General features: G+C 46.0%; 11 protein-coding genes. All 11 read left to right on the forward strand.

Annotation, left to right across the window (positions count from 1 at the left end; all coding sequences use genetic code 11):
- The first annotated feature begins 167 nt into the window (after positions 1–167).
- The 11 genes from EIH25_RS08720 (at position 168) to EIH25_RS08770 (ending at position 12967) form a co-directional block, all read left to right on the forward strand.
- Positions 168–1022, forward strand: coding sequence for a DNA adenine methylase (locus EIH25_RS08720; RefSeq protein ID WP_124101312.1), 855 nt, complete (start codon positions 168–170; stop codon positions 1020–1022).
- A complete protein-coding gene (locus EIH25_RS08725; protein ID WP_124100691.1) occupies positions 988–1239 on the forward strand; it encodes a hypothetical protein in 252 nt (83 codons plus the stop codon). The genes EIH25_RS08720 and EIH25_RS08725 overlap by 35 nt, the downstream gene beginning before the upstream one ends.
- An 18-nt stretch (positions 1240–1257) precedes the next feature.
- Complete coding sequence (locus EIH25_RS08730) at positions 1258–2640, forward strand: DUF3849 domain-containing protein (RefSeq protein ID WP_124100692.1); 1383 nt, start codon at positions 1258–1260, stop codon at positions 2638–2640.
- A 188-nt stretch (positions 2641–2828) separates the two neighbouring features.
- Entirely contained in the window at positions 2829–3641 is an 813-nt protein-coding gene (locus EIH25_RS08735) for a hypothetical protein (protein ID WP_124100693.1), read from the forward strand.
- Positions 3642–3715: 74 nt separating this feature from the next.
- Complete coding sequence (locus EIH25_RS08740) at positions 3716–7660, forward strand: SpaA isopeptide-forming pilin-related protein (protein ID WP_124100694.1); 3945 nt, start codon at positions 3716–3718, stop codon at positions 7658–7660.
- Positions 7661–7665: 5 nt separating this feature from the next.
- Complete coding sequence (locus EIH25_RS08745) at positions 7666–8442, forward strand: class B sortase (RefSeq protein WP_124100695.1); 777 nt, start codon at positions 7666–7668, stop codon at positions 8440–8442.
- 1 nt (position 8443) lies between these two features.
- A complete protein-coding gene (locus EIH25_RS08750; RefSeq protein ID WP_124100696.1) occupies positions 8444–8983 on the forward strand; it encodes a hypothetical protein in 540 nt (179 codons plus the stop codon).
- A gap of 11 nt (positions 8984–8994) precedes the next feature.
- Entirely contained in the window at positions 8995–9327 is a 333-nt protein-coding gene (locus EIH25_RS08755) for a DUF3852 domain-containing protein (RefSeq protein ID WP_124100697.1), read from the forward strand.
- 124 nt (positions 9328–9451) lie between these two features.
- Entirely contained in the window at positions 9452–9694 is a 243-nt protein-coding gene (locus EIH25_RS08760) for a hypothetical protein (RefSeq protein WP_124100698.1), read from the forward strand.
- Positions 9695–9766: 72 nt separating this feature from the next.
- On the forward strand, positions 9767–11170 hold the full coding sequence (locus tag EIH25_RS08765) for a toprim domain-containing protein (protein ID WP_124100699.1): 1404 nt from the start codon (positions 9767–9769) through the stop codon (positions 11168–11170).
- A 9-nt stretch (positions 11171–11179) separates the two neighbouring features.
- Positions 11180–12967 carry a type IV secretory system conjugative DNA transfer family protein gene (locus tag EIH25_RS08770; RefSeq protein WP_124100700.1) on the forward strand — a complete coding sequence of 596 codons (1788 nt, stop codon included), beginning with the start codon at positions 11180–11182 and terminating at the stop codon, positions 12965–12967.
- Positions 12968–12969 lie beyond the last annotated feature (2 nt).

Genomic DNA, 12969 nt, shown 5'->3' on the forward strand with positions numbered 1-12969 from the left:
AAAGGCGCGGATTGAAAAGTATGCGATAATAAAGCTATAGCGCAAATTGCGCCGTCCGCGCGAGGACAAGCCGTTTTGCCAATGACAGAAAAGATTCTGTAATCGGCAAAACGGCTTAACTTCTGTCATTGGCTTTAACGGCGGATAGGAGTAAAATGGACAGTTTCATGTCGTGGGTAGGCGGCAAAAAGGCGCTGAGGGACGAGATTCTCTCAAGGTTTCCGCTTTACTATGAGAAATATATCGAGGTTTTCGGAGGGGCAGGCTGGGTACTGTTTCATAAACCGCCGGGCATGGATTTCGAGGTCTGGAACGACTATAACTCAAACCTTGCAAATCTGTACCGCTGCGTCAGGGATAAACCGAATAAGCTTAAATACAAGCTCAGGTACGTCCTTAATTCCCGCGAGGACTTTAATTGGATCGCGGCTCTTCATAAGAAAGGACTGTTCGGCAGATTCCGCGACGCTGACAGGGCGGCTAAGTTCTATCAGCTGATACGGTACAGCTATGCAAGCGGTCTTGACAGCTTCGGCAGTCAGCCTCATTCCATGTGGGCGGATTTTCCGCAGATAGATATGGCGGCGAGAAGATTGCAGAAGGTTGTGATCGAGAATAAGGATTTTGAAGGGCTGATAAGGCATTACGACCGCTCCGTCAGCTTTTTTTACTGCGATCCCCCGTACTTTTCCACGGAGAACTACTACAAGGACGTCGGCTTTAAAAAGGAGGATCATATCAGACTCAGAGATACGCTTCTGAAAATCAAGGGAAAGTTTTTGGTATCGTATAACGACTGCCCTGAAATCAGGAAGCTGTGGGACCGACCGGGCATATATATTGAGGAAATATCAAGGCTTAACAATCTTGCTCAAAGGTACGAAGGCGGCTGTATGTACAGCGAGCTGTTTATCTCAAACTACAGGCAAACGGAAAGAAACGCGCTTCAGCTTTCAATGTTTGACGAAAATACGGGAGGTATTTTAAATGAAAAAAGTATTAATGACGCAGGCGATGACTGAAAACGGAATATCCAGATTTGACGGTCTCTATGATGAGAATGGGTTTCCCGTGACGGCGGAGCTTGAAAAGAACGAGGACGGAGTCGTTTTCACCCTGCTTCACAAAGAGCTTACGGAGGCGGAAAAGCAGGCGGTCTGCGATGAATACGACGACTGCGCCGGCTGTCCCATCCGCGGTATATGCGCGAAGGACTTAGGCTCAGACAATTTGTTTTAAAGAAAGGACGGATAAATTATGAGATTTCTGTACAGAAAATCCTATGAAGAGGCAAAAATATGCGAGGAAACCGAACTATGGCGTGAAAGCCGTATAGAAAATATACGCTGCTGCAAGGAGATTGACAAAGCGGCTTCCGAAAGCTTCGACGGATACAGCTTAAGCGATTCGGGAGCGGAGAGCGTAATTGCAAGATTCGGATACGACCGCGCCATGTGGGTACTTGCGGCAAGTATCAGAAACAACGCTAACGACGGCAGGTTCTCGGAGGATAATAAGGCGTGGGCGAAGTCTGTGATTCCAAGCCATATATCTCAAAAAGAAACGATAGAATACTGCTCCGACTGTCACCCTGCCGTGCTTAACGGCTTTACCGAGCAGGTCCGTGAAAAATATGCCCGGTTAGGGCTTCTCGGCAGCAAGCAATGCGTTCATTCAGATGAACCGCAGGACTATACGAATAAGCTGATGATAATAAAGCCGGAGCTTCTGACAGAGGAATACAGAAAGCCGGAATACCAGTATTTCTACGCCGCTGACGGCTGCGGATGCGATCCGGAAAAACCCGGCGGACTGGTGTTCGGTAACTATCTCATCGACGGGGACAGAGCTTCTTTGCGCCGCGGGGAATTCATAGGCATCGCGGACAGAGAGCAGCTTCCGAAGTGGGCGGTGAAACGGCTCGAGTATATGGAGGCTCCGCAGATGAAGATAAGGATATTTCAGATAGACCATGAAAAGGACGAAAACAAGCTTGCGTTTATGGACTACGATTACACACAATCGCACGGAGGTGTAAAGGCTGAAAACTACCGTCAGGTATACGGCGGTACCGTAAACTGCGGAAATCTTGAAGAAGTCTTTGCGCTTTGCAATTCGGATAAATTGCCGCCCGGCTACTGCGGAGAAGCCATGTCGGTAAGCAATGTGATAGAGGTCTGCGGCGGAAAGGACATGGGCTTTTACTTCTGCGACAGCGTGGGCTTCAGACCGATAGACTTTGATATATTACGGACAGATCATCTGGATATGATGAGAATAGTCGTCGCGGAGGCTGTAAAAGCGCCCTATGTCGCTGAGATCAGACGCGAGCTTCAGGCAATGCAGTCAGTGGTGGGAGGGCGTATTGAACCGATATATTTCGAGCCTGACAACGACGCGGTCGCATGGTGCAACGAAGAATTTCTGCTTTATGATTATGAACCCAACAGAGTCATAGGCGGAGTCCTTGTTCGCGGTACGCTGTATATTTCAGGCAACGAGCTTACAAACGACGGCTGGGACAGCCGCTCTTTGACCTCCCCCCAGATCGTCAAATACCTTGCGGCTCTGGCACAGCCCGTATTAGAGCTGGAGGAATCGCCTTCCCTGCAGGAGGACGGCTTGACGATCATTATGTAAAGATGTTGACAAATACCAATAATTATGGTATTTTTTAAACGTAAGCTTTTATTGGTTATGCTGTAAAAACCCTTGCTCGGTTTGTCTGACAGGTAGAATTTTTCCGTAAACGGTAGATATCCGCGCGGCAGTGTGGTATGCTGGATTTAACAGCAAAGGCTGAAATATATACACGGGGTGTGACAATTATGAAAAGGACATTGGCGGTATTGATAATATGCGGACTTGCGCTGTCAGGCTGCGGAAAAACAGAACCGGACGGAGCTGAGCTTCAGGCGGGAAAAACCGAATCGGCTTCGGCTGCCTCAACGGTAACGACCGCGCCCGTATCAACGGCTTCGTCAGTTAAGACGACCGCTGTAAAAACAACATCCAAAACATCAGCAAAAACAACGGTAAAAACCACGTCTGAAAGTACGGCGAAAAGTACGGAAAAGAAAAGCGGTACCAAAAAGAGCAGCAAGAAGACCGACGTAACTACCCAAGCGCCGCGGTACGGTAACGAACAGGATAATAACGGCAATTATCAAGCGGGAGGAAATAACGGCGGTCAAACTCAGCCGCAAAGTCAGAATACGACAGCTTCGCAGAAAACCGAGAAGCCAAGCCAAACGCAGAAGAAAACCACAACTGCAAAGAAAACCGAAAAGCCAAAGCCAAAACCGACAGAAGCTCCTGAGCCGCAGGGACTTTCACAGGCAGATATATCAGAGATAAACGGATATATCAAACAGGCTGCTAAGTCTTACGGTATGGCAGGAACTAATATATTAAGCGGATACGTTGATGTATGGAGTGAATATTCGTTTAATCCTCCGATAAATACTGCAATAAACGATACTGTTCCATTAATAAAAAATTATGTGGATTCGGAATTAGGCAGAATTTATAGGGAGTGGTCAAATGATGGGGTATCAGATGAAGAAATATCACAATATTTATACATTAATGTATATTGGGAAAAGGACGGAGATAAATATTGGATATATTTAATGTGGTAAAATGAAATAAAATAAGCGTAAAGACCGATGGTAAAAACATCGGTCTTTTTTATGTTTAAGAAAGGAAATCGTATATGAAGAATGTATTGAAAAAAGGAATATCGATTTTATCGGTAATCGCAATCATATTGACCATGCTTCCCGCAGCGTTCACAGCGTTTGCGGCGGAAACAAAAGTGCAGATAGAAAACGCCGACGCGCTTGCTACAAAAAAGGATATAACCATAGGCGACGGATATACGGTCCGCGCCGAAGATTACTGGTGTATGATACACACAGCCGACAGCATGAGGGCTGTATACTGTATGGAGCCCGGAAAATCCGTTGCAAGCGGAGATATGTTTAATGAAGATGCCGCTAATAAATATTTACAGCAAGTAAGAAATCCAGTATTAGACGCAACTGAAATACAAAGTCTGATAGGCAGGGTTTTTCTTTATGCATATACAGGTAAACTTGATACGTTAGAATCATATTACCGTTACACGGCAACACAGCTTTTGGTGTGGGAGGTTTTAGTAGGTCAAAGAGATGTTGACTTTAACAGAATAAGCAACGGCTATACCTCTGTTGAAAATGCCTTGTCTAACTTTGAAAGCGATTATGCAGCAGCAGAGGTAAGCCGATACTACTATAATTACGAATCATTGATAAAGGCTCATTCAAAATCTGTTTCATTCGGCAGCCGTTCCAAAGCGGCGGCTCAGATTACGGCGGTCAAATCAGATTCTGACGGAACATATACTTTTACCGATAAAAACAATGTTCTATCAGACTTTGACGCGGCAGTCACAGACGGCTCCGTTATATCAAAATCGGGAAACGCTTTAAAAATAAAGGCGGACAGCGGAAAGACCGCTGTGGTTACTCTGACTCAGAACAACGTTAAGGAATCGGGAGAGCTGACCGGATTCCTGACGCTTACAAGCGATTCAAAGCAGACGTTAGCGGAGCTAAAAGCCGATCCGAGAAAATACTACGCGGCGGTCAAGGGCGTAGAAAACGGAACGCTCGAAATTATCAAGACCTCCGAGGACGGTATAGTAGCGGATATTGAATTTATCGTCTTAGGAAACGGAAAAACGTATAAGGTAAAAACGGACAGGAACGGTAAAATAAATATACCCGATCTTGCGGCGGGAGAATATACCGTAACCGAGGTCGTACCTGCCCGTTATGAGAAACAGCAGACGAAAAAGGTTACGGTTTCGGCGGGCAAAACAGCTTCCGTTTCATTCTCCAATACGTTAAAGACAGGAGCTATAAAAATAAACAAGCAGTCGGAGGACGGAGAAAACGGCGGCAGGACCTTTACGATTTCCGGCGGCGGCAAAACCTATACTGTTACCACCAACGGCGAGGGTACGGCAGTTCTTTCCGATATTCCCGTATATGATAAGGATAATAAAAAGATCGCTTATACCATTTCCGAGAAAAACGTACCCGTTAAATATGTTGTTCCGGCAGACCAGACAGCGACCTTGACAGCCGACGCGACAGTTTCAAAAACATTTAAAAACGCTCTTAAGAAATTTACCGCCGAGGTAATAAAAAAGGATTCCGAGAACGGCGATCCACAGGGCAATGCAAGCCTTGCGGGAGCGGTCTACGGACTGTACAGGGACGGAGAACTGATCAATACCTATACTACCGACGAAAAGGGATATTTCAAAACAAGGGAATATGTCTGCGGAAATTATACTATTCAGGAAATAAGCCCGTCGGAGGGGTACAGGCTTGATCCGACTGTCTATTCAATCGGTGCAGAAGCTGAAAATTACACCATTGAAAGCAATCATATTTCAGTAAATGTAACCGAAGATGTTATCAAAGGCAAAATCTCAATTATCAAGCATTCTGACGATGGCACAACACAAATTGAAACTCCCGAAGCAGGAGCGGAATTCGAGGTTTACCTTAAATCGTCAGGAAGCTATGAAAGCGCAAAGGATTCTGAAAGAGATTATCTTGTATGCGATGAAAACGGCTTTGCAGCTACAAAAACGCTGCCCTACGGGACATATACGGTTCATCAGACCAAGGGCTGGGAAAACACAGAATGGATAGAGGATTTTGACGTAATTATCAGCGAAAACGAAAAGGAATATTTCTACCTGATCAACGACGCCGTGCTGACCTCCTACGTCAGGATCGTAAAAAAGGACGCTGAAACAGGCAATCTGATCCCCGTTTCGGGTATCGGCTTTAAGGTTTGGGACTGTAAAAATTCCCGTTATGTTGAACAGAAAATAAACTATCCGACGGAAATGATCCTTGACGTATTCTATACTGACGAAAGCGGAACGTTAACGCTCCCAAACGAGCTTGTATACGGAGATTACGAGCTTCATGAGGTACAGACGGCGGAGGGATATTTTCTCGGCAGTGAAGCCGTTCCCTTTACGGTCGACGGTAAGGAAGAGGTTATAACGGTTGAAAAATTCAACAAGGCTCAAAAGGGAAAAATCAGCGTTCAGAAAACAGGAGATACCTTTGCAAGCGCGGCAGTTTCATCATCTGCATATACAGATGAAAACGGAAATGCTATAGAAAACCTTACGACCTACACTCCGATATTTTCAGACGGAAAGCTTTCCGGCGCGGTATTTCAGATAATTGCAGGCGAGGACATAATAACGGCCGACGGAACGGTAAGAGCAAACGCAGGCGACATTGTAGCTGAAATCGCAACAGATGAAAACGGCTATGCTGAAACCGATCCGCTCTATCTCGGAAAGTATGAAATAAAGGAAATTCAGGCTCCCGACGGATATGTTCTTAACGGCGAATCGCAATTTATCGAGCTTACCTATGCGGGACAGGAAGTCGAGATAAGAGATACGGTAAACGCGGAATTTTTCAATGAATATCAGGGCGTAGAAATAACGCTTTCCAAGCTTATGGAACAGGACGGGCTGTTTAATATCGGCAATTCAGACGAGTATACAAACGTCCGCTTCGGACTGTTTGCCGCAGAGGCTCTGACCGCCGCCGACGGTACGGTTATTCCTGCCGACGGACTGATTTCTGAAATCAGCCTTGATGAGAATATGACCGCAAAATTTGACGTTCAGCTTCCGTTCGGAAAATATTACGTTCAGGAAATCGGCACAGACGAGCATTACGTCCTGAACGGCGAAAAATACCTTGTAACATTTGAATATCAGGGACAGGATATTCAGACGGTTTCAATCGACTGCGGAACATTTGAGAATCGCCTTAAGCGTGGAAAAATAGAAGGTATCAAGACAAACGAAAGCGGCGACCCTCTTGAAAACGCTCTGTTCGGTCTGTTTGCAATGGACTGCACAGAATTTACGGAAGAAAACGCGTTAATGACAGCCAAGTCGGACGACAAGGGCTGTTTTTCTTTTGCCGACATTCCCTTTGGCGAGTATGTTATCAGAGAACTTTCAGCGCCCGACGGATATATTTTAAGCGATGAAAGCTACCCTGCGACAGTTTCAGAAAATGATGAGATTATCAGAATCGAAATTGAATATAAGCCTGTAACTGTGGAAATATCCAAGCGGGACGCGGACGGAAACGAGCTTAAAGGCGCGCAAATGCAGCTGCTGGATGATAAGGGAACAGTTGTGGACGAATGGACTTCCGACGGAACTAATCATATTGTCGCAAAGCTTTCCGCCGGAAAATATATTCTGAAAGAAACCGCCGCTCCGGAGGGATATATTTTGGCGACGGATATTTGCTTTGAAGTCCTTAATGACGGTACGGTCACGGTTGACGGCGCTGAAACGACCGCCGTATCTGAAAACGGCAATCCGCTGATCGTTATGATTGACGAGGCTGAACAGAAAGAGATACCGCAGGATACTCCTCATACCGGCGACAGCCGAAGCAATACCGCCGCATGGCTTATGATAGCCGGAGGACTGTTAAGTCTTTGCGCTATGCTCGTAAGCTGTAAAATACGAAAAAGAAAAGAGCTTGAGAGAATAAGGACGGAAGAAATAAGGAAAGCGTCGGAGTGTCCCGACTTTATTGACAAGGACTGAGCTTTATGAAGAAAACTAAAATAATGAGAACGGCGGCAGCTATTACAGCTGCCGTTTTAATTTCGGGAGGCGTATATTTAATGTTTCGCAACGATCTTGCCCAGAAGCTGAGTTACAGAAGGCTTAAGCCGTTTATGCCCGACATTGCCGTGTTTGACGAGCGTATGCCCGATCGTGCGGAAATAACTGACGAGTCTGACAATTCCGCGCGTTTGCCGGAGGATAAAAAGCGGGAGCTGACAGAACAGGTTCGTGAGGTTTGCTGCAATTTTGACGGTTCCATAGGCTGGCTTTATATTCCTGATACGGGCATAAACTATCCCGTCATGTATTCGGGAGATAACGATTATTACCTGCATAGGGCGTATGACGGCGGCTATTTGTATTCGGGGTCCGTTTTTCTTGACGGCAGATGCGCGCGGGAGTTTTCAGACGGAATAAATATTCTCTACGGTCACAATATGCGTAACGGTTCTATGTTTGCAGATGTAATTAATTTTACGGACGAGAGCTATTTTGAAGCTCGCGCCGTCGGCTGGCTGACTGTTTCGGACAGCGTGTTCCGTATTGACTTTTTTTCGCTTTCACAGCTGGAATGCTACAGCGGCTTTTACGACGTGACAAAAGATATATCCGTCTGGCTTGACGGTCTGAAAGAAAACTCTTTTATTTGGAAAAATATCGGCGTATCTGAAAAAGATAAGTTTATTTCACTGTCCACCTGTACCGGAGCGGAGGGAACCTCCAGAACTGTGCTGACGGGAAAGCTTACAGAGGTATGACATGAGCAGAAAAGAAAAAAAGACGGACTATGCTGCAGAGCTTGAGAAATCCTTTAAACGCTGGGAGTATTTAAAGGAACACGGCGGCTCCGATCCGTCTTATTCAGACGGAGTCAATATGAATCTTGTAAGAAATCATATTCTGTATTTCAAGCATAAAATTGAAAGCGGTATGTCTGAAAAGGATTATCCTCAGATATATTTTTGCAAGACGCCGCCGGAAACAGATCGGGACTATATGGCGAGAGCCGATGAAATACGGGAAAACGCAAGAAGTTCTCTGGAGATCATGGAACAGGATGAGAATCTGCTGTATCTCCGTGAAAGGATCAGGGAACTGTCCGACCGCCAGATAAAAGATATGAATATTTTAGTTGTAATTAATTACCCGAAAGCTCTGCATACTGCAATAGCTGAAGACGATCTCATAACGATGCGCAGATTTGAAAATACAGACAATTACCTTAAAAGCTTCAGACGGACCGCTGAAAAAGCGGCTATGGCAGAACCGGAAGAAAATCTGCAGCTTTCAATGTTCTGAATGGAGGAAAAATGAAAAAGAAGAAAATAACCGCGCTTTTAATTTCCGTATGCTTGCTGACTGTATTCTGCTGTATAACGGCATACGCCGACGGAGATGTCGCAGGCGCTGTGCAGAGTACATGGTACTCTGCAAAAAGTCAGATAAAATCGATCGTTAACAACGTCGTATTCCCTGTGATAGACGTAGTTCTGGCAATTCTGCTCTTTGCCAAGCTTTCTTTGGCGTACATGGACTACCGCAAGCACGGTCAGTTCGAATGGACGGCTCCGGCAATAATTTTCGGCTGTCTGCTGTTTTCACTGACCGCTCCGCTTTACGTCTGGTCTATCGTCGGAATGTAAAAATGAAGGGAAAAGGTATATCCGATATGCAATAAAAGCGGGAAAAAATGCCGCGGAAGATTGTTGGGTTATGATATAGCTATTTGGCGGATAGTGTGGTATTGTAGTGTCGGAGGTGAAAGGGGTGGATATATCAGACGAGCTGTACGATAAATTTACACAGGAACTGGACCGATCACTGTACTTAAGCTCCGAGTACGGCGACGTCATAGACAGATTCAATAAGCTGTTTGATAAGTACGCTGATAAGGAAGGCTCTCAGAAATTAGACGAGTTGATCGGAGAGTTTGGAACAGTCGTAGCAAAAAATATCGGAATATCTGCGATGAAGCTCGGAGCAAAGCTTATAGTCTCTCTGCTGAGATGAACGCGTGTAAAGAAAATCAAAAAATAAGGAAAGGCGGCCGCAGGGCTGCTTTTCTTTTTCAGGAGGTGGAAAATGCCGTATATCCCATTTACAGAAGAACAAAAAATTGCCGCGAACAGCGTAGATTTAGCCGATTTTCTGAGGCTGAGAGGAGAAAAGCTGGAATCGGCGGGGCGGGAACACAAGCTCGTTTACTACGACGGCAGCGGCAAGCACGACAGTATTACTATAAACGGATCAAAATGGTTCGACCATAAAAATCAGGTGGGCGGCGGAGCAGTAAGGTTCATGCGGTATTTTTACGGCATGGATTTTCAGACCGCGGTTCAGGAGCTGTTAGGTCGCACGGTTACTCCCCTGTCCCACAGTCCGCCTAAAGCGGCTGTGCGGGAGGAAAAACCGAAAGAATTCAAATTGCCCGAAGCAAACGGCAATATGCGCAGAGTGTTCGCCTACCTCATAAAACAGCGGTTTATTGCTCCTGACATTATCTCGTACTTTGCAAAACGGCATACGCTTTATGAGGATAAGGAGCATCACAACGCTGTGTTTGTGGGAGTTGATGAAAAGGGAGTTCCAAGACAGGCTCACAAACGTGGGACAGCGACTTTCGGGAAGTCGTTCCGGCAGACTGTGGAGGGATCAGACACAAAATACAGCTTTGCGCACTTTGGCAGCGATAAAAAATTGTATGTTTTTGAAGCTCCGATCGATATGTTAAGCTATCTTACTTTGAATCCCGAAAACTGGCAGGATCACTCGTATATCGCCATGAACGGCGTGTATGAAAACGCCGTTATTACAGCTCTGGAAACTCATAAGCATATATCTGAGATTATTATCTGCACCGACAACGACGAGGGCGGGATCGACGCTGCGGAAAGGCTTACGGATATATTAAAGGAAAAGGGTTATACGGATATATCAAGGAAATTGCCGGAGTTTAAAGACTGGAACGAATGTCTTAAAGCTGAAAACGGCGTTGAAGCTCTTGCGGCTGTTCCTCACAGAAGAAAAGAAATCTATTATGAAACTTTGTCAGAGCTGCGGTATTTCAGGTGCAGTCCGGACCGTATTATCGACAGGCTTTCTAAGACGCTCCGAAACGGACAGTATCGGTGTTTAGCCGAGTACGCGCTTGCGGCCTCGGCGTTCTTTATCGGCGGAAAGAACGAAAACGCCATGTTTGACAGGCTCAAAAGCAAGCTGTTTAATGAATACCGGGCATATTCCGACAAGGGTAAAACGACTTCCAAGCAGGATGATCTGAAAAACGCATATAAGGCGGTAACTCGTGATCTGCGGTATAATCAATCCCGTACCAAGGAGGAAATCATACAGACCTCAAAGCTGCTGTTTCAGCTTGCGGACTGCGCTGTACGCTGTGAAACGGAACAGGAAATGTCCGCTTCTGTGATCTCGCAGGAAGAAGCGCGGGAAGAAATATCCGAGGCGATAAGCTTCGGGTTCGGATAGGAGGGCTATATGAATCAGACTCAGATAATCGGAATTATAGTCATGCTTGCGGTGTTCGCAGTCATGATGATTTTAGCTTACTGTTCCAACAATTATTCCCTCAATGGAATAAAGAATAAAACTGTAGGAAACGGCCAGTACGGCACAGCGAGATTTGCAACAAAAGCAGAGGTAAAAAAGACATATACCAAAGTCCCATTTGAGCCTGAGAAATGGCGTAAGGGCGAGAGTTTACCGCACGGCTCCAACGGAGATGTTGTTCAGGGTACTGTAGTCGGCTGCAGAACAAAAGGAAAAAAGACTGTCGCGCTTGTGGACGAGGGCGACGTTCATACCATGATGATAGGCGCTGCCGGAGTGGGCAAGACCGCATACTTTTTATATCCGAATATAGAGCTAGCCTGCGCAAGCGGTATGTCTTTTGTCAGCACAGACACAAAAGCAGACGTTGTTCGAAACTACGGAACTATCGCTTCGAAGTACTACGGCTACAACGTTTCCGTTATCGATCTCCGTAATCCTACACGAAGCGACGAGAACAATATGCTGCACCTTGTCAACAAATACATGGACGTTTATCTAAAGGACAAAAAAGATCTGTCCGCAAAGGCAAAGGCTGAAAAATACGCAAAGATCACAGCCAAAACCATTATCAGCATAGGCGGCGCCGATTCCTCCGCAATGGGTCAGAACGCGTTTTTCTACGACGCGGCTGAGGGACTTCTCGCTTCTGTCATTCTTTTGCTTGCTGAATTTGGGGATAAAAACGAAAGGCATATCGTTTCCGTGTTCAAGCTTATTCAGGACCTGTTAAAGCCTATAGAGAGCGCCGGAAAACAAAAGCCGAAAAACGGCTTCAAGGTATTGATGGAAAAGCTGCCTGACGAACACAAGGCAAAATGGCTTGCAGGCTCCGCCCTTCATTCCGCGGATCAGGCGATGATGTCGATCATGTCCACGGCGCTGTCAAGACTCAACAGCTTTATCGACTCGGAAATGGAGCAGATTCTGTGCTTCGGCACGGCGATCGACGCGGAACGTTTTTGCTCCGAGAAATCGGCGATATTCATTATACTGCCGGAAGAGGATCAGTCGAAATATTTCATGGTTTTATTGCTGATCCAGCAGCTTTACAGGGAAATTCTTGTGATCGCCGATGAAAACGGAGGCAAGCTTAAAAACCGCGTTATGTTCTACTGCGATGAGTTCGGCACTTTCCCTAAGATAGAGGGAGCTGAAGCGATGTTCTCCGCAAGCCGTTCAAGACGGATAAGCATTGTTGCGATTATTCAGTCCTTTGCGCAGCTCGATAAGAATTACGGCAGAGAGGGACAGGAGATCATAACCGACAACACGCAATTAACTATATTCGGAGGCTTTGCGCCCAATTCACAGTCTGCGGAAATTCTGTCCAGATCATTGGGAGAACAGACGGTATTAAGCGGTTCTGTTTCGCACGGCAAAGATAAAAGCCAGTCGCTGCAGATGATCGGCAGACCGTTAATGACAACGGACGAGCTTAAAAGTATGCCCAAAGGACAGTTCATTGTTATGAAAACGGGAACTCACCCCATGATATCTCCCCTGAAGCTGTTTTTCAAGTGGGGTATCAGCTTTGAAGAACCGTACAGCCTTGAGGATAAAGGCTCAAGAACGGTCACATATATGAAAAAGGAGACTTTGACGCGGGCGGCGGAGCTTAAATACGCCAAAAAGAAAATCGAGGCTCCGGAGGATCAGGCGGTAAGCTATGAGGATATGCTGAGAAAAAAGCTGCCAAAGACGGGAGGCGCATAACG

This window comes from Ruminococcus sp. Marseille-P6503 (genome assembly GCF_900604945.1).
Taxonomy (GTDB): domain Bacteria; phylum Bacillota; class Clostridia; order Oscillospirales; family Ruminococcaceae; genus FB2012.